Raw genomic sequence first — 20572 nt, forward strand, 5'->3', positions numbered from 1 at the left:
GGTGTCGCCGAGCCGGATTCCTTCTGTTTTGCCCGACGTGTCAAAGAATCTTCGCGCGTGCAAAAACAGCGAGGTAAGACAACCCCTTGGCTACTGTGCATGGGGTTGTTTTCGCGAGTTTTGATCGAGGCGGGCCCGCTCGCCTCACGCGCCGCAGACGATCACGCCGTACCAGCCGAGCCCGCGATAGGTCTCGTAGCCTGGGGTGGCATGGAACGCGACCAGTGTGCCCGTGCGTTCCTGATAGAAGCCGGAGCGCTGGCCGTTCAGCGACAGCGAGATGCGTTCGCTGAGGATGCCCTGGCCGTCGGAGGCCGCGATCACGCGAAAATTGGAATCGACCAGCAGCACGCGCGCCTTGTCGCTGTCGCCGACGCGCACGCCCTGCACGATGGCGCGGGCCTGCGGCTCCCAGTCGAAATGGATGGCGAGCACCCCGATCGGTGCGCCATGAGCCTGGCCGCCGGCGCGGACGCTGGCGCAATAGGTCGCGACCTGCGCATTGCCGAGCAGCGGCTGGTTCTCGACGTCGCCGGCGACATAATCGTCGCCGGAGCGAAGGCCTTTCGCATCGCGAAACCATCTGGTGTGGGCGACGTTCTGGCCGACGACGCGGAAGCGGTCGGCGCGGCCGTTGGCGATGACGTTGCCGTCGAGGTCGCAGAGCCAGAGATCGAGATAGACGGTGTAGGCCCCGAGGATCACGCCGAGGCGCTGCGAGGCATGGGAGACGGCCGCAGCACTGGGCGAGGCCGCGCAATCGACCACGGCGGAATCGGTCGCCCACCAGCGCACATCGCAGGTGCGTTCGTAGAGATTGCGGTCGATCAGCTCGATCGCGTTGAGCGACAGGTCGACCATGCGCTCGCCGCGGGAGCGCTGGCTCATGCGGTCGATCGAGGCGACGAGATCGCCGGTGCGTTTGGTCAATTGGGTCTCGAGCTCGCGGGCGATGGTCTCGACCTGCTGGCCGACGCCGCGCACCTCCTGCGCCACCACCGCAAAGCCCGCGCCTTGCGCGCCGGCGCGCGAGCTCTCGATCAGCGCGTTGAGCGCCAGCATCTTCATCTGGTTGGTGATCTGCTGGATCGACTTGGTCTTGTCGACCGCGATCTGGTTGACCTCGGCGGTGAGACGGTTGATCAGCGCGGAGATGTCGGAATCATCGTCCGCGGGCTCGGTGGCGATCGGCTTGGCTTTCAGACCCAGCGCAGCAGACATCGGGGACTTCCCTTGGCAATGAGGTCTGATCTGCAATGAACCCGGAACAACGACTTACAGATCGAATACGATTCTTTTTCGAGGATTCCGCCTAACGCCTGCTTAATTTGCTGTTTGACGGGATGCCTAAATGATAGTCAGTGCGCCCGTCGGGGCGGCCATCCACCGCTTTGTGCGGCCGGACCGTTGCAAATCCGTCCCGGATGCCGACCAATCCCCTGAAGCCAGTGACTCTGCGTTCGCGTGACCGCCTGGCCCTTCGAGTTCCCCAACATCTGCCTCTGTCATGACGCCGCCAGCCACCGCCTTGCCTATCGAAGCGCCCCAGGCCTTCCTGGGCGTGGCGCGCTCGCTCACCGACAAGCTGTGGCGCGACCGGCTTGATGCCCGCGGGGCAGCCCAGGCGCTCGCCATCGTGCAGCGGCACCAATTGCCGGAACTGCTGGCGCGGGTACTGGCGGGCCGCGGTGTCGACATCGACGCGGTGTCCGACTTTCTCGATCCGACCATCCGAAAGCTGCTGCCGGACCCGTTCACGGTGACGGAGATGGAGGCCGCTGCCAAACGCATTGCGGATGCCGCGACCAAGGGCGAGAAGGTTGCGATCTTCGGCGACTACGACGTCGACGGCGCGACCTCGGCGGCGCTGCTGGCCTGGCATCTGCGCCATTGCGGGCTCGATCCGCTGATCCATATTCCCGACCGGATTTTCGAGGGCTATGGCCCCAACACGGAAGCGGTGCGCGCGCTCGCGGCCAAGGGCGCCACGCTGCTGATCACAGTCGATTGCGGCACCACCAGCATAGAGCCGCTCGCCGAGGCCAAGCGCCTCGGCATGTCCGTGGTCGTGATCGACCATCACCAGGCTGGCACGGAGCTGCCGGTGGTGGATGCGCTGGTCAATCCGAACCGGCTCGACGATCTCTCCGGCCTCGGTCATCTCGCCGCCGTCGGCCTCGTGCTGGTGACGCTGGTGGCGGTCAATCGCGAGCTGCGCCAGCGCGGCTTCTGGACCAGCGAGATGCCCGAGCCCGATCTCCTGGGCATGCTGCATCACGTCGCGCTCGGCACCGTCGCCGACGTCGCGCCGCTGATCGGTCTCAACCGCGCCTTCGTCGCCAAGGGGCTGATCGCGATGCGGCGGCGCGACCATGTCGGCCACACCGCGCTGATGGACGTGGCGCGGCTCAATGGCCCGCCGGAGGCCTGGCATCTCGGCTTCATGCTGGGCCCGCGTGTCAATGCCGGTGGCCGTATCGGCCGCGCCGATCTCGGCGTGCGGCTGCTGCTCGAAGGCGACAGCGTCGAGGCAGCGCGGATCGCGGCCGAGCTCGACCGTCTCAACAGCGAACGTCGCGTCATCGAGCAGGCGGCGGAAGCCCAGGCCGAAGCCGAGGCGCTGGCCTCGATCGGGTTGGAGGACAAGCTCGCCGTGATCGTCACGGCCTCGGAAGGGTGGCATCCCGGCGTGGTCGGCCTCGTTGCCTCCCGCCTGAAGGAGAAGTTCTCGCGGCCGGCCTTTACCATTGCGCTGGAGCCGGGCGGCATCGGCACCGGCTCCGGTCGCTCGATCGCCGGCGTCGATCTCGGCAAGGCGGTGCGGCAGGCGGTCGCCGACGGCATCCTGCTCAAGGGCGGCGGCCACGCGATGGCCGCGGGCGTGACGCTGCGCAAGGAGAAGCTCGCCGAATTCCGCGCCTATCTCGAGACCGCGCTGGCGCGCGACGTCGCCGAGGCGCGCCACGTCAACGAGCTCTATATCGACGGCGCAGTCACCGCCCGTGCGGTGACGCCGGAGCTTGCGGCGACGCTCAATCGCGCCGGTCCCTTCGGCAGCGGCAATCCGGAGCCGGTGCTGGCGCTGCCGGCGCACCAGCTCGTGTTTGCCGACGAGGTCGGCCAGTCGCATCTGCGCCTGCGCTTCAAGGCGGGCGACGGCGCCATCGTCAACGGCATCGCGTTCCGTTCAGTCGGCCAAAAGCTCGGCAATGCGCTGCTCGCCAATCGCGGCCAGCAGATGCATGTCGCGGGCTCGTTGTCGGTCGATCGCTACCAGGGCGCCGAGCGCGTGCAATTCCGTGTCGTCGACGTCGCGCTACCGGATCAGGGGCCATCCGTGATTAGATGATGCATGATCCGGAAAAGTGCGAAGCGGTTTTCCGACAACGATCAAAGACAACGGTTCCAAACAACAAAAAAGGGAGTGAGGGATGGCAGGGCAGGTTGAGGGCAAGGTCGCATTGGTGACGGGCGGCGCCTCCGGCATTGGCGAGGCTACCGTCGAGCTGTTCGCACGCGAAGGCGCTACGGTCATCGCGACCGACATCGATGAGCTGAGGGGCCCCGAGCTGGTCAGGCGCATCACCAGGGAGGGCGGCAAGGCGATCTTTCTGGAGCAGGATGTCACCAGCGAAGAGCGCTGGATCGAGATCGTCGCCGAGATCGCAAAGCGCTTCGGCCGGCTCGACGTGCTCGTCTCCAATGCGGGTATCGGCATTTCGGTGCCGTCGATCGTCGACATGACGCTCGCGGACTGGCGCAAGCAGAATGCGATCAATCTCGATGGCGTGTTTCTTTCGGTGAAGCATTGCCTGCCCCTGATGCGCAAAACCGGCGGCGGCTCGATCGTCATGATGTCCTCGCTCGCCGGCCTGCGCGGCTCGCCCGGATTGTCGGCCTATTCGGCGACCAAGGGTGGCGTGCGGCTGTTCGCCAAATCCATTGCGATGGAGTGCGCGGCGGCGGGCGACGGCATCCGGGTCAACTCGGTTCACCCCGGCATCATCGACACCCCGATCTGGGGCAAGATCCCGACGGGGGCGGCCGGCGCCGGCCAGAACGCCCCGATCGATCCGGAGGAGCGCGCCAAGGTGGTGACGCCGCTTGGTCGTGCGGGCCAGGCGGCGGAGATCGCCTCGGGCGTGCTATACTTGGCTTCCGATGCCTCGCGCTACGTCACCGGCAGCGAGCTCGTCATCGACGGCGGCATGAATGCCGGCGGCGTGCCGCGGCGCGCTTGAGCTGCGCAGGGCAGGGTGGCGGCCGCAGGGGCTGACGCGCAGGCGCAGTCCCTGTACAACACTGGGCAGCTCCCGACCGAAAGAGGTGTCCTTCGCCATGGCGCACAGCCTTCACGCTTCTTCACCCGCGCCCGCGCCATTCCGTTCCAACCGGCCGGATCTCGCCACCGACGCGATCCGCACCGCGCGCGAGGATCTCGCCGCCTGCTTCCGCATGGCCGCGCGCAACGGCTTTGAGGAGGGCATCTGCAACCACTTCTCGGCGGTCGTGCCGGGCCATGACGACCTGTTCCTCGTCAATCCCTACGGCTACGCTTTCCGCGAGCTGACCGCGTCGAAGCTGTTGATCTGCGACTTCCACGGCAACGTGCTCGACGGCGAGGGTGTGCCCGAGGCGACCGCCTTCTACATCCATGCCGAGATGCACAGGCTGCTGCCGCGCGCCAAGGTCGCCTTTCACACCCACATGCCCTACGCGACAGCGCTGTCGATGATCGAGGGCGAGCCCCTGATCTGGGCCGGCCAGACCGCGCTGAAATTCTACGGCCGCACCGCGGTCGACCGCGACTACAACGGCCTCGCGCTCGACAGCCGCGAAGGTGCCCGCATCGCGTCCGCCGTCGGCGATGCCGACATCGTCTTCATGCAGCATCACGGCGTGATGGTGCTGGCGCCGACCATCGCGGAAGCCTGGGACGATCTCTATTATCTCGAGCGCGCCGCCGAGGTGCAGGTGCTGGCGATGTCGACGGGGCGGAAGGTGCTGCCGGTCGATCCCGCGGTTGCGGCGGAGACCTACAGGCAGATGCGCGAGGGCGATACCGAATCCGCCCGGCTGCATCTCGCCGCGATCCGGCGGCAGCTCGATGCGGAAGAGCCGCAATATCGGCACTGACCACGATGTCATTCCGGGCGCGCTAGAGCTGCGCGCATCAGCGGGCCGCGTCGAACTCTGACTTCAGCCAGTGTCGTACAGCCTCGACCGGCTCGGTGAGCGGCCGGTCGCGGCTGCGGACCAAGTGCAGCGAAGAGCCTTCCAGCTCCGGCCCGAATGGTGCGACCAGCGTTCCCTGCGAAAGTTCGTCGGCGACGAGCACAAGACTGTGCAAAGCGACACCAGCGCCGGCGACGGTTGCCTGGATGGCATGGGTTTCATCGCTGAAACGCACGCCGGCGCGCGCATCAACGTCGTCAATGCCGGCCGTCTTGAACCAGCGCCGCCAGGTCGGATTTCGGGCATCACGACGGTGCCAGTCGAAATGTAGCAGCGTTGCTGAGCGCAGGTCGCTCGGTCTTCGGATGCCCAAGCGCGGACTGACCACCGGTGCGAAACGATCGACCGTGAGCGGCTCGGCAATCAGATCGGGATAAGGACCGGAACCGTAGCGAAGTGCGAGGTCCGCGGTCGAATTGAGATCGGCCACCTCCAAGCTCGCAAGCAATGTGAGATCAATGTCGGCTCTCTTCTTTCGGAGCCCAGCAAGACGCGGCACCAGCCATTTGGCTGTGAAAGCCGGCGTCGCCGAAAGTGTGACCACCGCCCGGCGTCGCTTGCGGCTCAATCCCTCCAGAACACGCGCAAACGCATCAAAGCCGTCGCGCAGGACCGGAAGCAGGACCTGACCTTCCGCGGTGAGCAGAACCTGCCGCGTCCGGCGCTCGAACAGCCTGACTCCGACCGTCTGCTCCAGCTGTCGCACCTGATGGCTGATCGCGGTCGGCGTGACGTGAAGTTCATCGGCGGCGCGCTTGAAGCTGAGGTGACGTGCCGCCGCTTCAAATGCACGCAATCCCGCCAGCGGAGGAAGCCTTCTCATCGCGAACTCAAGGATGAATGCAGTTCATCCATAGGCTGAGCAACTTTCGTTTGTCAACGACGGGACCTGAACCGATCTATTGGGCAAATAGATGAGAGGAGTGCTGCAATGCAACTGCTACAAATCGATTCAAGCGCGCGGTTCGAGCCTTCAGATGCAAATCCGCGCGGTTCGCACACCAGGCGTCTGACTCAGCGTTTCGTCCAACGATGGCTACAGTCGCGGCCGGGGGATCGCGTCGTCAGCCGCGACCTCGGTCGCTTCGCACCGAGTCCGGTGACGGACGACTGGGTCAAGGCGGCCTTCGCGAAGCCCGATCGGCGCGAGCCATGGATGAGAGAGGCTTTGGCGGAAAGCGATGCGCTGGTCGACGAGTTGATCTCAGCTGATCTGATCGTCGCGGGCGTGCCAATGTACAACTTCGGTGTGCCAGCGCAGTTCAAGGCATACATAGACAACATCGTTCGGGTCGGACGCACGTTTGGCTTCGACCGATCACGCCCGGACAATCCATATTCGGCGCTGCTTGAGGGCATGGACAAGCGTCTTGTCCTGCTCGGTTCGCGCGGAGACTACGGGTACGATCCGGGCGGGCGTATGGCCGCCGTCAATCATGTCGAAGGAGCCGTCCGGGACGTGTTTGCTTTCATCGGGATCACGGCCTTCCACAGCATCGCAGTCGAGTACGACGAATTCGCCGACGATCGGTTGCAGGCGTCGATTGCCGCGGCCGAGCGTGCCGTGGATGACCTCGTCGACGAGATGCTGAAGCTGACAGAACAGCGAAACGCGGCTTAAGGGTCGGCTGCAGCGGCGGCGGAGGCGCCAGCACCGACGCTCCCAGCCGTGCTAGTTGGTTTGCCGCAGCTTGGCCAGCACTTTGAGCCCGCCGTAGCCGTCGGCGGGCGCGATCCCGACCTTCTGCTGAAACTCCTTGACTGCCTTCATGGTGTCGTTGCCGACCCGGCCGTCGGTGCCGCCGGTGTCGAAGCCGGCCTTGGTCAGGCGCGTCTGCATCTCCTGCACTTCGGCGAGCGTCAACGCACGCTCGGAGCCCGGGAAGGGCTGGATGAAGGGCGGAGCTCCCAGGCAGCGATCCCCGAGATGGCAGATCGCCAGCGCGTAGTTCATGGAAGGGTTGTAGCTCTTCACCGAGTAGAAATTCGGCCCGAGCAGGAAGGTCGGCCCGCCCGCAACCGGCGTCCACATCTGCGCGGATGCGTTGGGCTGCGGAAACGGTTGGCCGTCGGCACGCGTCACGCCGGCCGCCTGCCAGGCCGCATAGGTCCGGCTGCCGCTCATGTTGGCGGGCGCGCGCACCTCGTAGCCCCAGTGCTCGCCGCGATGCCACTTGCCACGATTGACGAGATACTTTGCCGTCGAGCCCAGCGCGTCGTCGGGCTTGCCGAATGGCGAGACCTTGCCGTTGCCGTCATAGTCGATGCCGACATTGAGCCAGACCTCCGGCATCCATTGCGAATGGCCCATCGCGCCGGCCCATGATCCCCGCATGTCCTCAGGCGTGGACCAGCCCTTGTCGACGATGCGCAGTGCATTGATCAGCTCGGTCTCCCAATAGGCCTTGCGGCGCGGCTCGTTCCAGGCGAGCGCGGCGAGCGAGGGAAACACCGGCCTCATGTGGTTCTGCTGCACCAACGGATCGCCATAGGCGGACTCGACGCCCCATAGCGCCAGCAGCGTGCCGCGCTCGACCCCGAAATCGCGCTCGATGCGGGCGAACAGCGCCTCATTGTTCTTCAGCGCGATCTTGCCGTTGATGATGCGCCAGTCCGAAACGCGGCGGTTGATGTACTGCCAAACCTGCTCGCGGAATTCGGGCTGGTTGCGCATCTGCGCGAACACGCTCATGTCCGGTTCGACCCGTCCCATCGCGCGCTGCCATGTCGCGGCGGAAATGCCTTTTGCCATCGCGCGCGCACGGAAGCTCTCGCGCCATTCGTCGAAGCCGGGAGGCGCGGCGAGAGCGCGGGTGGGAAGCGCGAGCAAAGCGGCTGCACCGAGCGTCGATTGGAGCAGCGCGCGGCGTGTGTGACGGGGCGTGGAATCAGTGTGCTTCATGGGCACATTCTAGCCGGAAACATGGCACGTGTGAGTCGGTTCCGAAATGGCCGCGTGCGTCAACTCGGCCCGACCCCGTCGGTCGTTCCCACCGGAACAAGTGCCGCACTCCCGCATTCCTCCCACGCCAGGAGGAGAAGAGTCGGTCCTGGTACGGCCGTCCTTCCTGTTCATCGAAGCATTGGGGTGGAATGAAGATACGCACACATGCCGAAAGCCATATCGTCGAACTCGACGACGGATCGCAATGGAAGATCTTTCCCGGCGACCTCGCGACGACGCTGAGCTGGAAGCCCGAAACCGATCTGCGTCTGGAGCCGAGCGGTGAGCGGGTGAATTCGCACGTGCTGGTCAATCCCGCCGACCAGACCCGCGTGCGGGTGATCGCGGCCGACGAGAGCTGGCCGGACGGCGCAGTCAAGAACGCCTTGAAAGGCGGGTAGCACCAAGGGCCACGATAGCCGCGAATGCCGGCCGCCTAGTCCTCCTTAAGGTCAGCCGCGATTCCGGAAAGCCAACGCCGGATCGTGGTTTCCGCCTTTGAATCCAAATTGCGAGCGAGGCGCTTCTCCAATTCGAGCACACGCTGCCGGCACGCCTTCAAAAGACTCGCGCCTCGCGGCGTCAGCGTCCATTGCTGGATGCGGCCGTGAACGGGATGAGGCGTCATCGCAATCGCGCCGTCGCGCTCGAGATTGCGGATGATGACGCCGACGGTCTGGGGCGTCAGGAAGGTGAGACGGGCGACATCGGCCCCCGACAAGCCCGGATAGGCGTTCAGCATCGTCAGCACCGCAAATTGCGGCGAGGTCACGCCGAGATCGGCGAGCGTGCGCTCCATCGTCAGGCGAACCGCGGCGTGGGCCTGGCGCAGCAAGTAGCCGAGATAGCCTTGCTCGCCGCGCTTGCCTTCGCCCGGTGCCGGGACATGCACCGCGCCGGCTGCAACGGCCTTGCGGCCCGATTGCAATGTCATGACATTCGTCTTGCGCGACATATAAGAGCTCTTATAATGAATTCGAGCTCTTATAACAAGCCGAGGTGAATGGCAATGGCACACGCCCGCAGCGAATACGAAGATTTCAAGCGGATCGCGCCCGATGCGTTTGATCTGGTGCTGGCGCTGGGCCAGCTTGCGGCCAAGGCCGGCCTCGACAAGCAGCTGCTCGAGCTGGTCAAGCTGCGCGCCTCGCAGATCAACGGCTGCGCGTTCTGCGTGCAGCATCACGTCCTGCTGTCGGAACGGATCGGCGTTCCCCTCGACAAGCTTCATCTGCTCGCGGTCTGGCGCGAGGCGCCGATCTTTTCGCCGCGCGAGCGGGCTGCGCTCGCCTGGGCCGAGGCGCTGACCTGTCTGCCTGACAGGGTCAGCGAGGAGGTTTACGCCGAGGCGTCCCGCGAATTCTCCGAGACTGAACTGACGTATCTGACCTCAGCAGTCGCCTCGATCAACGTCTGGAACCGTTTTGGTGCGGCGTTTCGCTGGACGCCTGCAAAGCGGCCGGTCGCAGCGGCCGCCGCTGCAGCTTCGTCCTGACGGAGAAGATCACGATGACAGCCATGAGCCTTTCGGCCGTGCAGTACCCGTTGCCGTCACGTTCGACGGCGTTCGCCGTCATCGCAGGATTAGTCTGCGCGCTGGCAATCGGCAAAGCTCTGCCAGTGACGATCGACAGCGTGTCCAGCGCCCTCGCGCCGCTCTGCGCGACGGCGGCGGAAGGCTCTCCGCTCGACAAGGTTGAGCCGATCGGCTCCTACGCGCTTCCGAACGTGCCCGGCAAACGCGTTACCATCGTGCGCGTGTCCTACGGTCCGGGCGGGTTTTCGCGGCCGCATCGTCACTCCGGCTCCGTCACCGCCTACATCACCAAGGGCGAGATCCGCTCGCAGCTCGGCGGCGGCCCGGTCGAGACGTTCGGCGTCGGCCAGTCCTTCTTCGAACCGCCGGGCTCGACGCATCTGGTCTCGGCCAATGCCAGCATGACCGAGCCGGCGGAACTGATCGCGGTGTTCGTGGCGGATGAGGGCGCGCAGCTGACGACGTTCCTGGAATAGGCTGCGCGCGTCATCCGCAATGGCCGTGCTCAGGCCGATCGCGATCGCCTCAACCGCTTCCAGGCCGGCGCGAGTCCGTATTGGACGACCGGAATGGCGACTGCGCCGACGAGCAGTCCAAGCGCACCCGAGATGGCTGCCTCGACCGACCATTCGACGATGCCGGCAACGGATGGAAGGAGATGTGCGGCAGCCTCGGTTATGGCATGGACCGTGTGGCCGATCGCGGGTGGGCCGTACTTCTCGATGCCGTGCAGGATGATGCCACCGCCGACCCAGATCATGGCGGCGGTGCCGATCGTGCTCAGCACCGCCAGGAAAACGGGCATGCCGCGGACGAGCGCGCGCCCAAGCAATCGGATCGCGCCGCCGGCGAGCGAGGCGCCGTCGAACCGCGCGAGGGCGATGCCGGCATCGTCCGCTTTCACGATCAGGGCCACCACGCCATAGACACCAACGGTGATGAAGAGGCCGACCAGCGCCAGCACCAGCGCCTGCGTCCAGATGCTGCCCGCCGGGAGGGCCGCCAGCGTGATCGCCATGATCTCCGCCGACAGGATGAAATCCGTCTTGATGGCGCCAGCGACCTTCTCGTCCTCGACCGACTGGGCATTCAACGCAATCGGCTCGAGCTGAGCTTCGTGCTGGTGCGCATGATGCGGCATCACGGCTTCGAGCACCTTTTCGGCGCCTTCATAGCAGAGAAAGGCGCCGCCCAGCATCAGCAGCGGCGTGACCGCAGCGGGAAGGAAATAGCCGAGCAGCAGGGCAATCGGCAGCAAGATCAGCAGTTTGTTGCGTAGCGATCCGACCGCGATCTTGCCGACGATCGGCAGCTCGCGTTTCGAAGCGAAACCGATGACGTAGTTCGGCGTGACCGCCGCATCGTCGATGACCACGCCAGCCGCCTTTGTGCCTGCCTTGGCTGCCTGGCTAGCGACATCGTCGAGCGAGGCTGCAGCCACCTTTGCGATCCCCGCGATATCGTCGAGAAGACCGATCAGTCCGACACTCATCAACCCATCCTTCTTCGTTCGAGCGGGGGGGTGCGCGACCAGATGCGTCCTGCCCGCTCCAGCAACGAACCAGTACGCTGTCAGTTCTCCTCGCCGCCCGCTCCCTCGCGCAAGTCAGGCTTGAGCACGTCTTCCGGCAGCGCATGGGCCACCGGCTGCGCCGTGACCGCGATCTCCGGGCCGATCTCGCGGCCGCGCGCGCGGATCAGCCGTTCATAGGCCGAGACCAGCGTCGCGTAGGGGCTGACCCAGATCCAGCCATCGCGGGTGAACACCTGGACGTCGAAATGCAGGTGCATCGAGGTGCCGGCGGGACGGTCGAGGTAGTTCGAGATCACGCCGATCTTCTCGCCTTCGGTGACGATGCGGCCGTTGATGACGCCATCGGCGTTCATCGCATGCGGATTCATGTGCATGTAGCGGAAACGGATGTGCTCGGTGCGGCTATTGACCTGAAGCGTTGCGGCCTGGTCCTTGGCGCCACGGATAACGATCGCGTCACGCACGGCGACGACGCCGCGCCGCTTGGAATCGCAGGGCTCGCGGCCTTCGCCGGGCGGCGGGCAGTCGGCGGCGCGGATGTCCTCGCCCTGGTGGCCGTAACCTCCGCCGCATTGCCACACCTCGAAACTACGCGACTCGCAGAAATTGTCGCGCCAGGGATAAGCGGTCGGGCCTTCGCTCTTGTCGCGCTTGCCGAAGGATTGGGAGCGCACGAAGGCGGGCGCCTTCTCCAAGGGAAAGCGGATCTGGGCATAGGCCATGGCGTCGGGATGACCGCCCTGCTTGCGGTAGCCGGTGTTCGGAATGATGTCGCCGCTCGGCCGGTAGCTGAAATCCGGTGAACGCACCGCGGGCCGGTCGATAATGTTGGAGGCAACGTCCGCCAGGGGCCGCATGCGCTGGCCCCCTGCGACGCGCAGTGCCTTGAGGAAGCGCTCGGCGACTGGATAGGCCTCCTTGCAGGCGAGCCGCCGTGGCCTCGCGACACTGTCGAGGCACTGGATCGAGACCACATAGGTGGCGCCGAAGCGGGTGAAGGCGTAGCGCACATAGCCTTCCCGGATGAACCTACGCAGATCCGGGTAGGTTGCGGCGAGCGGCTTGACTGGCTCGCCCTTGCCCCCGGCCGGATCGGCGATGTCGTAGATCAGCGCCGAGCCCGTGATCTGCACCTCGACGGGCTTTGCGTACACCCGGCTCGGCATGCCGTCACCGGCGCCGGGCTCGAGCGAGAAGGTCGCGCTGTAGCCGGCAGGACCGGCATCGAACATGTCGACGGGATTGAAGTCGGCCTGGTAGCGCGACAGCGCGAGCGTCGCCGGCGCGCCGCTGCGCTGCGCATCGAGATACGCGGCGGCGTCGAACGGCAGCAGCACGGGGACGGGACTTCGGGTAATGCCGGTGAAGAAGCGCGAGGAGACCGCGTTGAGCTGCACCAGTGCCGGCATCGCGCGCGGATCGTAGCGCGGCACCGAACGGCGCGGTGCGAAGATGAAGTCGCCCGCAATTTGCGGACGGCTGTTGATCTCGCTGCGAAGCTGATCGAGCGCCGCGCGCCACTCGATGCGCAGGGCCGTCAGCGAGGGACTGCGGAACTCGTCCGCAGCGATCGGTGCAGCAACGAGGAGCGACGGCAACGCCAGGAGAAGCGAGACGAAGCGGAGACTGTTCCTGCCCACTGCTTCGCCCCCCGGCGGTACCTGTTCCGATCCTCGATGGCTCGTTTAGTCCTTAGCACGCTCGGAGTAGGAGCCGTCTTCGGTCATCACCACAATGCGCGTGCCGACCGAGATGTGCGGCGGCACGGTGGTGCGCACGCCGTTGGACAGCACCGCCGGCTTGTAGGAGGAGGAGGCGGTCTGGCCCTTGGTCACCGGCTCGGTCTCCACCACTTCCAGCGTCACGCGCTGCGGCAGTGCGATCGACACCGGATTGGTGTCATGCATCGACAGTTTGACGGTCATGTCCGGCTGGAGATACGCGGCCGCGTCGCCGACGACGTCCTTGGAAACCTGAACCTGGTCGTAGGTCTCCGGGTTCATGAAGTGGTAGCCATCGCCATCTTCGTAAAGGAAGGTGTAGTTGCGCTCTTCGATGGTGGCCTTTTCGACCTGGTCGGTGGTCTTGTAGCGTTCCGAGATCTTTACCCCGTCCGAGATTCGGCGCATTTCGATCTGGCTGACCGGGGTTCCCTTGCCGGGATGGATGTTCTCGGCGCTCACGACGACATAGAGCTTGCCGTCTTGCTCGATCACGTTGCCCTTGCGAATAGAACTGGCGATGACTCTCAAAGCTGTATTTCCTGCTTGCTTGGCCCGGCACCAGCCAGGACGTGGTCGAATTGCTGGGGGACTTGGGGCCTCAAACCGGACCTCGGCACCCGTTTCGGGCCGCAACATACTGATTTTGCCGTTGGATGCCAGCATTTTGCTGCCGGCCGGGGCGGTCGGTTGATGGCTGGGGACAAGCCGATGTCGCCGTTTTGGTCGCCCGCGCGCCACCTCGACCGACGGCCGTTCCTCCAGGCTAGGGCCGCCGTGACCGGAGCTTTGCGGGGTTTTTTCGCCGAACAGGGGTTTGTGGAGGTCGAAACCTCCGTTCTCCAGGTCTCTCCGGGCAACGAGACCCATCTGCACGCCCCCAGGACCGAGATCATGCGGCCCGACGGCAGCCGGGCCAGCCGATACCTGCGCACCTCGCCCGAGTTCGCCTGCAAGAAACTGCTGGCGGCGGGCGAGACGCGGATTTTCGAGTTCGCACGGGTGTTCCGGGACCGCGAGCGCGGCGACCTGCATCTGCCCGAGTTCACCATGCTGGAATGGTACCGGGCGGGAGCGCCCTATGATGCCATCATGGCCGATTGCGTCGTCGTGATCGCCCGGGCGGCGCAGGCGACCGGGATCGGGACCTTCTCCTTCCGCGGCCGAACCGCCGATCCCTTCGCCGAGCCGGAGCTCCTGACGGTCGCGGGCGCCTTCGCGCAGTTCGCCGGCATCGACCTGCTGTCGACAATCTCGGGCGGCGAGGGTAACCGTGCGGCGCTTGCCGCTGCGGCAGCCGGGAAGGTTCGTGTCGCCGAGGATGACACCTGGTCCGACATCTTCAGCAAGGTGCTGGTCGAACACGTCGAGCCACATCTGGGGCAGGGGCGTTTGACCATCCTGTTCGAATACCCATCTCCAGAGGCGGCGCTGGCGCGGGTGAAGACGGACGATCCGAGGGTCGCCGAACGTTTCGAGGTCTATGCCTGCGGCGTCGAGCTCGCCAACGGCTTTGGAGAGCTGACCGATGCCGGGGAGCAGCGCAAACGCTTCACGGAATCCATGACGGAGAAGCAGCGCCGCTACGGCGAAGCCTATCCGCTCGACGAGGATTTTCTGGCGGCGGTCGCCGCAATGCCGGAGGCGAGCGGTGTCGCGCTCGGCTTCGACCGGCTGGTGATGCTGGCGAGCGGCGCCACACGAATTGATCAGGTGGTGTGGACACCGCCTGCGGATGAGAGATGACAAAGACGAAACTTGCACGCACTCTGCGCGAACCTGCCGAGCTGGTAGCCGAGGGCCTGGTCCCCGCATCGGCGCTGCCGGCGCTCGAACGCGTCGCCGCGCGCTATGCCGTGGCGATCACGCCGGATCTGGTCGGGCTGATCGACGCGGCGGATCCCGACGATCCCATCGCGCGGCAGTTCGTTCCTGTTTCGGCCGAGCTCGAGGCGCAGCCGGGCGAGAATGCCGATCCGATCGGCGATCACCCGCATTCGCCGGTGGCGGGAATCGTGCACCGCTATCCCGACCGGGTGTTGTTCAAGCTTGTGCACGTCTGCGCGGTCTATTGCCGCTTCTGCTTCCGCCGCGAGATGGTCGGGCCCGGCAAGGAGAATGCGCTGTCGGAGAGCGCCTATCGCACCGCGATCGACTACATCCGGTCGCATGACGAGATCTGGGAAGTGATCCTGACCGGCGGCGATCCCCTGATGCTGTCGCCCCGGCGGATGAGCGAGATCATGGCTGACCTTGCGGCCATCGATCACGTCAAGATCATCCGTCTCCACACCCGTGTCCCGGTGGCCGAACCAGCGCGCGTCAGCGCCGAGATGGTTGCAGCCCTGAAGGTTGCGGGCGCGGCCACCTGGGTCGCGGTACACGCCAATCACGCGCGCGAACTGACGGGGGCCGCGCGCGATGCCTGCGCGCGGCTCGTCGATGCTGGAATTCCCCTGGTGAGCCAGTCCGTGCTTTTGCGCGGCGTCAATGACGACATCGCCGCTCTCTCGGATTTAATGCGAGCTTTCGTCGAATGCCGGATCAAGCCCTATTATCTGCACCACGGCGATCTCGCCCCGGGAACGGCGCATCTGCGCACGACGTTGGCAGAGGGGCAGGCCTTGATGCGGCAGTTGCGCGGGCGGGTGTCCGGCCTGTGTCAGCCGGACTATGTCATCGACATTCCCGGCGGTGCCGGCAAGTCGCCGGTGGGTCCCAATTACGTGTTGGCGGTGCCAAATACCGCAAACGAGACAAGTGAAGCGGAATCAGAAACGCGCTATCGTATCGTCGACTATTGCGGCGACGTTCATCTTTATCCGCCCGAGGCATGAGTGGCGATGGCATCGACGCTGACTTGAGTGCTGGGCTTGGACGCTGATTCGAGAATGGAGAAATGGACATGACGAAGATCATGCTGGCAGTATCGCTCGTGGTCTTGCTTGGCGGCGCGGCTGTTGCGCAGACCGGCAGCTCCAAGGGATCGACCTCAAGCGGCGCATCGTCCGGGTCGGTGTTGCCGGCGCCGGTCGGTCATCGCCAGCCGCGTGCCAGCGATGTGCCTAGCGAGAAGAATCTGAGCGATCCCAACGATCCGCTCAGCAAGGAAAACCAGGCGCTCGACAAGAAGATCAAGAGCATCTGCCGCGGCTGCTGAGGCTTTCACCTCTCCCCGTCGGGAGAGGTGAGGAATGAGCCATCCCAAGCTCGCCATCCGTCAGGCTGATCGCTCGTGCAGTCCGGCGCGCCGGATGTTGCGGCGGATTTCGACCGCGTCGGCGAGCTGCTCGAGCGTCTTCGACGTCGTTGCCCAGTCAATGCAACCGTCCGTGATGCTCTGCCCATAAGTGAGCGGCTTGCCCGGTACGACATCCTGCCGGCCGGCGACGAGGTTGCTCTCGATCATCACGCCCATGATGCGGCTCTCGCCGCCCGAGATCTGGCGGGCGATATCGGCCATCACCAGCGGCTGGTTCTCCGGCTTCTTGCTCGAATTGGCATGGCTGGCATCGACCATCACCAGCGGGGCAACGCCGGATTTGGTCAATTCGTTGCAGGCCGACGCAACGCTTGCCGCGTCGTAGTTCGGTTCAGCTCCGCCGCGCAGGATGATGTGGCAGTCCTCGTTACCGGCGGTCGAGGCGATCGCCGAGCGGCCGAGCTTTGTGACGGCCATGAAATGATGGGGATGCGAGGCTGATTTCACCGCATCGGCCGCGATCCGCACATTGCCGTCGGTGCCGTTCTTGAAGCCGACCGGGCAGGACAGGCCCGAAGCCAGCTCGCGATGGATCTGGCTCTCGGTCGTGCGCGCGCCGATCGCGGCCCAGGAGACGAGGTCGGCGATGTATTGCGGCGTGGTCATGTCGAGGAACTCGGTGCCGGCGGGCAGGCCGAGATTGTTCACCGCCGCGAGCACGTTGCGCGCGAGCCGCAGCCCCTTGTTGATGTCGAAGCTGCCGTCGAGGTCGGGATCGTTGATGAGGCCCTTCCACCCGACCGTGGTGCGGGGCTTCTCGAAATAGACCCGCATCACGATCTCGAGCTGATCGGCGAGATCCTCGCGAAGCTTTGCTAGCCGCTCGGCATAGTCGAGCGCCGCCTTGGGATCATGCACCGAGCAGGGGCCGACGACGACCAGAAGGCGGTCGTCCTGATTGCTCAGGATGGCATGAATGGCGTTGCGCGCGGCCATCACCACACGCGTCGCGGTGAGCGTGCGCGGGACTTCCCGCATCACCTCTTCCGGCGTGCTCAGCTCTTTCAGTTCGCGGATACGAAGATCGTCGGTCGTGCTCAGCACGGCGGGCTCCTGTCTGTTCTAGAACCTGCCGGCAATAAAAAAGCCGCCAGGTCGGGCGGCTGTTCGGACGTTTGCTGCAATGTTTCAGATTGAGCGCGATCCTCCCGCCGCCAGCGAGCTGTCGTAGCTAAAATACCAAAAATAGCTGGTGGCGACGGTGATCATGGAAAGGCCATATAGCGTGCCGCTGGCGCCTTGTCACCCCCCAATCAGAATGTGGAGCGACGAGGCGCCTCAGGTGTTGCCATTGCGTGCCGCCAGCGCCATGCCGATCAGGGTGGCGCCGCCGAACAGCAGGTTGATGCCGACGAGGACGCCAATGGCCCACTCCGCCGAGCTCGGCAGTCCCGTGATCACCATGAACGAGATCGCGATGTCGACGAGGCCCGAGATCAGCAGCCACGACCAGCGGCCGCTGAGCTCACGGCGGTGCTCCAGCGCGTACATGATGGTGGCGACGCCCTCGGCGAGGAAATAGGCGCCGAGCACGATGGTCAGCGTCAGCACGGCCTGCATCGGCCGGGCCAACAGCAGCAGGCCGGTGAGCACGGCGAGCGCAGCCGAGATCAGCGACCACCAGAAGCCTGGCGTGCTGCGCGCCCAATAGGTCGCGATCAGTCCGCCGATGCCGCCGATCAGGAACATCCAGCCGAGGAAGATCGCGGTCGCAAGACTGGCGAGCGGCGGCAGGACGAGCGCGGCAATGCCGAGGACGGCGAGCAGGATCCCTTCGAACAGAAAAGCCTTCCAGTGCGCCTTGACCGCCTGGTTCATCTCGGATTGGAGGCGGGCAAATTCCTCGGGCGATGTCATCGTCTGGCTCCGGAACGAGAGGATTGCGTCCCAATCTAGTGGGCCTGTCGCGCGTTCGCCATGCGTTGGATCAAGTGCCGCCGGGCGCCGACGAAAAGCCTTCCGCGTTGGTGCGAATGCGGTTGCGGCCGAGAATGTAGATCGCCGATGTGACAATCAGAAGCGCAAGGCCGAGCAGGATCGAGACGAAACCGATCGGAATCAGCGCCAGCGTCAGGTTGCGCTCGGGGTTGATCAGCCAGTGATGGATCGAGGTCAGGACGAAGGCGAGCCCGACGAACCCGATGCCGCCGCCGGCGAGCAGCAGCGCCCACATCCGGCGCAGCTGGCTGAGCCGCTCGCGCGCGACATCGGTTCGCGGCGCGTGGTGGCGCGCGACGCGCCGGACCAGGCGGATGGCGAAGGCGATCGAGCCGAAGCCGATCAACAGGCTTGCAGCGCCCAACCACATGCGGAGTGTCGGATCGAGATCGGGCATGCGCTGGAGCGTCAGCAGCGGGAAGTCGAAGGCCGTATGAAGCGCGAGCGGGCCACCGAAGATCAACAGCCGGCTGGAAAGACGGGCCCAATCGCGATGGTGGCGGTTTGCGCCAAGCGCCGTGCCGGCGCGCGCGATGGTCAGGTAGGCGCCGGCGATGATGCCGAGCGCGCCGTGGAACGGCACGGTCAGGACGCTGCGCAGCGCGGCAAGCGAGCGCCACATGTCGGCGTGCTGGACCAGATAGGCGAGATTCTCGTAGGCGGCGAAGCCGAGGCCGACCGCGGCGCCGTAGACCACGGTGTCCATCGGATTGGCAAAGGTGCGTCGCTTGGTCGAGGAGACCAGCACGATGGCGAGCACCTTGACGGCTTCCTCGGGCAGCGCGACGCCGAAGATCGAATGCATCGCCAGCGCCGCCCAGGGATCGTCGGGGGCGGCGATCATCTTGGCGAAGGGGGCGCGGGCGAGGCCCAGGAGCGAAATGCTCGCCGCCCCTAACAGGAATGCGGTCCAGACCTGGGCCGGCGGCCCCGGGCGTTCCTCGGCAGCGATGACGAGCCAGAGCAACAGCAGCGCCGGGGCGATAGCGGCAGTTCCAACGACGGTGGGGAGCGCTTCGATCAGGTACATTGGCGCCGAAAATAGGTTCCCTTGATCCGCTTATCTACGTTCTCCGATGCGACCATGTGTCATGCACCGGCTGTCGGCTCCCTGAAGGCGCGCGACTGCTGCCGTTCATCCGGGCTCATTGTGGGGAGTAGAATACGAGCGCAATCAATCGCATGATGGCAGAAGCTCGCCAGTCACCGCAACGATTGCCCGGTGCGCTGCGGATCGAGATTCGCAAGCGAGCTCAAGGAAATGCGCGGGATTCCTCGATTCTTGGCGCATCTGCGCAGCGTGCCGGCTGCTGGCCTTAGTCTAGTCAGTGCGTCGTGATCGCGGGCGGCGCGTCGGGTGCGACGTCGAAGGCGCCGAGATGGAATTCCTCGCCGGCGGACTCGGGCGACCCGGAACTCTGCGCCAGCAGCGTGAACGCGGCGCGCGGGTATCGTTTCCAGATTTCGAGATCGCCGGCGGTGATGGTGAGCCAGCCGAACGTGTACATGTAGCGTCCGGGCTCGGTGACCCGTCCGACCCTGTCCCAGGTGATCTTGCCAACCTTGATCTTATCGACCGTGATCTTGTCGACTGCCATTCGGTCCCCCGATCGCAAGTCTGCAAAATGACGTCCGGCCCGAGGCACAGACCCGCAGAAGCTGATCCGGCATTGGGGCCGCTATAGGGCGGCGAATTCAGGCCGACTTCAGCAAGGGCGCGCGGACGATCAGGCGGACGAGGTCGTCACGGTCCAGCTTTTCGGCGAATTTGACCGCAAAGCCGTGCTCGAACTTGCGGATCACCCGCCCGACACAGGCGCCGACCGCAAGCGGGGTTCCGACCACCGGATCATACTCGGAGGACACCGCGACGCCGGCCGTCGAGACGTCGATGATGAAGCACGGATGGCAGCTGCCGTCCGCGAGGGTCAGCACGGTGTGCGAGACTTGCGGAACGAAACGCGCGTCACGCCGCAGCTCCCGAACGCTGGCATCCTTCTGCTTCTTCTCGAGCCATGTCAGCTTTTCCGACATCCAGGCGCGCCGCGCCCGCGTCATCTCGAGCTCCATCAGGAAGCCCGCCTTCAGCGTCGCGCTGATGGTGCCCTGGAATTCGCCGAAATCCTCGAAGTAGGAGGTCAAGCGCTCGCCGACCTTGCCGACCACGGGCACGTCCACGATCATCCGGAACGGCGAGACGCGCTTGGTGCGGCAGGCGAAGCTGCGGAGCTTGCCCTCGCAATCGTACCAGCGGGGCAGCGAGTAGCTGCCGCTGACCGTAACATCCACTGCTCGCTGCCTCAGGAAGTCTGCGACGGACATGAGCGCTGACCGGGGGTTCGGGTGATTGCCGTAGTTCCACGGTAGCGAGCAAATTCTAAGCAAATGATACTGCTGCCTA

The 20572-nt window shown here is 65.3% G+C and carries 22 protein-coding genes; 10 read left to right on the forward strand and 12 right to left on the reverse strand.

Annotation, left to right across the window (positions count from 1 at the left end; genetic code table 11):
* Nucleotides 1-144 precede the first annotated feature (144 nt).
* Entirely contained in the window at nucleotides 145-1221 is a 1077-nt protein-coding gene (locus I6F09_RS03360) for a methyl-accepting chemotaxis protein (protein ID WP_225113566.1), read from the reverse strand.
* 286 nt (nucleotides 1222-1507) lie between these two features.
* Between I6F09_RS03360 and recJ the strand changes: the two genes are divergently transcribed.
* The 3 genes from recJ (at nucleotide 1508) to I6F09_RS03375 (ending at nucleotide 5136) form a co-directional block, all read left to right on the forward strand.
* Nucleotides 1508-3349, forward strand: a complete 1842-nt coding sequence (recJ, locus tag I6F09_RS03365; protein WP_225187441.1) for a single-stranded-DNA-specific exonuclease RecJ — start codon at nucleotides 1508-1510, stop codon at nucleotides 3347-3349.
* Nucleotides 3350-3431: 82 nt separating this feature from the next.
* A complete protein-coding gene (locus tag I6F09_RS03370) occupies nucleotides 3432-4241 on the forward strand; it encodes a glucose 1-dehydrogenase (RefSeq protein WP_225187442.1) in 810 nt (269 codons plus the stop codon).
* A gap of 97 nt (nucleotides 4242-4338) precedes the next feature.
* Nucleotides 4339-5136 (forward strand): aldolase, encoded by a 798-nt coding sequence (locus tag I6F09_RS03375; RefSeq protein ID WP_225187443.1) that lies wholly within the window; start codon nucleotides 4339-4341, stop codon nucleotides 5134-5136.
* Nucleotides 5137-5173: 37 nt separating this feature from the next.
* Here I6F09_RS03375 and I6F09_RS03380 read toward each other — a convergent pair whose 3' ends face one another.
* Complete coding sequence (locus tag I6F09_RS03380; RefSeq protein WP_225187444.1) at nucleotides 5174-6058, reverse strand: LysR substrate-binding domain-containing protein; 885 nt, start codon at nucleotides 6056-6058, stop codon at nucleotides 5174-5176.
* Between the two features lie 108 nt (nucleotides 6059-6166).
* On the opposite strand from I6F09_RS03380, the gene I6F09_RS03385 reads away from it, so the two are divergent.
* A complete protein-coding gene (locus I6F09_RS03385) occupies nucleotides 6167-6856 on the forward strand; it encodes an NAD(P)H-dependent oxidoreductase (RefSeq protein WP_225187445.1) in 690 nt (229 codons plus the stop codon).
* 51 nt (nucleotides 6857-6907) lie between these two features.
* Here the strand turns inward: I6F09_RS03385 and I6F09_RS03390 are convergent, their stop codons facing one another.
* Nucleotides 6908-8137 (reverse strand): lytic murein transglycosylase, encoded by a 1230-nt coding sequence (locus I6F09_RS03390; RefSeq protein ID WP_225113571.1) that lies wholly within the window; start codon nucleotides 8135-8137, stop codon nucleotides 6908-6910.
* 191 nt (nucleotides 8138-8328) lie between these two features.
* Between I6F09_RS03390 and I6F09_RS03395 the strand changes: the two genes are divergently transcribed.
* Nucleotides 8329-8580 carry a hypothetical protein gene (locus I6F09_RS03395; protein WP_035999836.1) on the forward strand — a complete coding sequence of 84 codons (252 nt, stop codon included), beginning with the start codon at nucleotides 8329-8331 and terminating at the stop codon, nucleotides 8578-8580.
* A gap of 35 nt (nucleotides 8581-8615) precedes the next feature.
* On the opposite strand, the gene I6F09_RS03400 is transcribed toward I6F09_RS03395, so the two are convergent.
* Nucleotides 8616-9134: a MarR family transcriptional regulator gene (locus I6F09_RS03400; protein ID WP_225187446.1), complete on the reverse strand. Its 519-nt coding sequence runs from the start codon at nucleotides 9132-9134 to the stop codon at nucleotides 8616-8618.
* A gap of 54 nt (nucleotides 9135-9188) precedes the next feature.
* Between I6F09_RS03400 and I6F09_RS03405 the strand changes: the two genes are divergently transcribed.
* Nucleotides 9189-9674, forward strand: coding sequence for a carboxymuconolactone decarboxylase family protein (locus I6F09_RS03405; protein WP_225187447.1), 486 nt, complete (start codon nucleotides 9189-9191; stop codon nucleotides 9672-9674).
* A 14-nt stretch (nucleotides 9675-9688) separates the two neighbouring features.
* On the forward strand, nucleotides 9689-10192 hold the full coding sequence (locus tag I6F09_RS03410) for a cupin domain-containing protein (RefSeq protein ID WP_225141852.1): 504 nt from the start codon (nucleotides 9689-9691) through the stop codon (nucleotides 10190-10192).
* Nucleotides 10193-10221: 29 nt separating this feature from the next.
* On the opposite strand, the gene I6F09_RS03415 is transcribed toward I6F09_RS03410, so the two are convergent.
* The 3 genes from I6F09_RS03415 to efp form a co-directional block, all read right to left on the reverse strand.
* Nucleotides 10222-11208 carry a DUF808 domain-containing protein gene (locus I6F09_RS03415; RefSeq protein WP_035999800.1) on the reverse strand — a complete coding sequence of 329 codons (987 nt, stop codon included), beginning with the start codon at nucleotides 11206-11208 and terminating at the stop codon, nucleotides 10222-10224.
* A gap of 80 nt (nucleotides 11209-11288) precedes the next feature.
* Entirely contained in the window at nucleotides 11289-12890 is a 1602-nt protein-coding gene (locus I6F09_RS03420) for a M23 family peptidase (RefSeq protein WP_225113574.1), read from the reverse strand.
* 45 nt (nucleotides 12891-12935) lie between these two features.
* Complete coding sequence (efp, locus tag I6F09_RS03425; RefSeq protein WP_028136595.1) at nucleotides 12936-13502, reverse strand: elongation factor P; 567 nt, start codon at nucleotides 13500-13502, stop codon at nucleotides 12936-12938.
* A 162-nt stretch (nucleotides 13503-13664) separates the two neighbouring features.
* Here efp and epmA point away from each other — a divergent pair, with 162 nt between their 5' ends.
* The 3 genes from epmA to I6F09_RS03440 all read left to right on the forward strand — a co-directional run bounded on the left by epmA (nucleotide 13665) and on the right by I6F09_RS03440 (nucleotide 16131).
* The gene (gene epmA / locus I6F09_RS03430; RefSeq protein WP_035999793.1) at nucleotides 13665-14717 is read left to right on the forward strand and encodes an EF-P lysine aminoacylase EpmA; all 1053 of its coding nucleotides are present in this window, start codon (nucleotides 13665-13667) and stop codon (nucleotides 14715-14717) included.
* Nucleotides 14714-15808: a lysine-2,3-aminomutase-like protein gene (locus I6F09_RS03435; protein ID WP_225187448.1), complete on the forward strand. Its 1095-nt coding sequence runs from the start codon at nucleotides 14714-14716 to the stop codon at nucleotides 15806-15808. The genes epmA and I6F09_RS03435 overlap by 4 nt, the downstream gene beginning before the upstream one ends.
* A gap of 68 nt (nucleotides 15809-15876) precedes the next feature.
* Nucleotides 15877-16131, forward strand: coding sequence for a hypothetical protein (locus I6F09_RS03440; RefSeq protein ID WP_225156042.1), 255 nt, complete (start codon nucleotides 15877-15879; stop codon nucleotides 16129-16131).
* A 60-nt stretch (nucleotides 16132-16191) separates the two neighbouring features.
* Here I6F09_RS03440 and I6F09_RS03445 read toward each other — a convergent pair whose 3' ends face one another.
* From I6F09_RS03445 to I6F09_RS03465, 5 genes are all read right to left on the reverse strand, one after another.
* Nucleotides 16192-17277: a 3-deoxy-7-phosphoheptulonate synthase gene (locus tag I6F09_RS03445; RefSeq protein WP_225113576.1), complete on the reverse strand. Its 1086-nt coding sequence runs from the start codon at nucleotides 17275-17277 to the stop codon at nucleotides 16192-16194.
* Between the two features lie 234 nt (nucleotides 17278-17511).
* Entirely contained in the window at nucleotides 17512-18090 is a 579-nt protein-coding gene (locus tag I6F09_RS03450) for an HdeD family acid-resistance protein (RefSeq protein ID WP_035999772.1), read from the reverse strand.
* 70 nt (nucleotides 18091-18160) lie between these two features.
* The gene (locus I6F09_RS03455) at nucleotides 18161-19201 is read right to left on the reverse strand and encodes a PrsW family glutamic-type intramembrane protease (protein ID WP_035999770.1); all 1041 of its coding nucleotides are present in this window, start codon (nucleotides 19199-19201) and stop codon (nucleotides 18161-18163) included.
* Between the two features lie 295 nt (nucleotides 19202-19496).
* On the reverse strand, nucleotides 19497-19769 hold the full coding sequence (locus I6F09_RS03460; RefSeq protein ID WP_225187449.1) for a hypothetical protein: 273 nt from the start codon (nucleotides 19767-19769) through the stop codon (nucleotides 19497-19499).
* Between the two features lie 97 nt (nucleotides 19770-19866).
* Nucleotides 19867-20493 carry a pilus assembly protein PilZ gene (locus I6F09_RS03465; protein ID WP_057029114.1) on the reverse strand — a complete coding sequence of 209 codons (627 nt, stop codon included), beginning with the start codon at nucleotides 20491-20493 and terminating at the stop codon, nucleotides 19867-19869.
* Nucleotides 20494-20572 lie beyond the last annotated feature (79 nt).

Origin of the sequence: Bradyrhizobium sp. IC3195 (assembly GCF_020193585.1) — a bacterium.
GTDB classification, from domain to species: Bacteria; Pseudomonadota; Alphaproteobacteria; order Rhizobiales; family Xanthobacteraceae; genus Bradyrhizobium; species Bradyrhizobium yuanmingense.